Below are 253 nucleotides of genomic sequence, written 5' to 3'. Positions count from 1 at the left end.
ACCATGAACGCCATGCAGCCGCCCCAGAGCATTGAGGAAATCAAGGCGGGGCTGGGAACTACCGAGAAAGGCGGTGTCCGTCAGAGCATACGGAACTGCCTGACCGTATTCCAGCGTGACCCGCTGCTTTCCGGGGCTATCGCATACAACATCCTGACCGACCGCAAGGACATCATAAAGCCCATCGGCTTCCACAGGGAAAGCACCGCCCTGAACGATACGGACATGAAGTATCTGCTTCTCTATCTGGAAG

At 56.5% G+C, this 253-nt stretch carries 1 protein-coding gene; it reads left to right on the top strand.

The window, feature by feature from the left end:
• Positions 1 to 3: 3 nt before the first annotated feature.
• Positions 4 to 253: hypothetical protein (locus tag LIZ66_RS18460; RefSeq protein ID WP_227201196.1), on the top strand; the 250-nt coding region annotated here is incomplete at its 3' end.

Source organism: Blautia faecis, assembly GCF_020554845.1.
Taxonomy (GTDB): Bacteria; Bacillota; Clostridia; order Lachnospirales; family Lachnospiraceae; genus Blautia_A; species Blautia_A faecis.
Note: the sequence above shows the minus strand (reverse complement) of the source record. Positions and strands in the feature narration are given on the sequence as shown.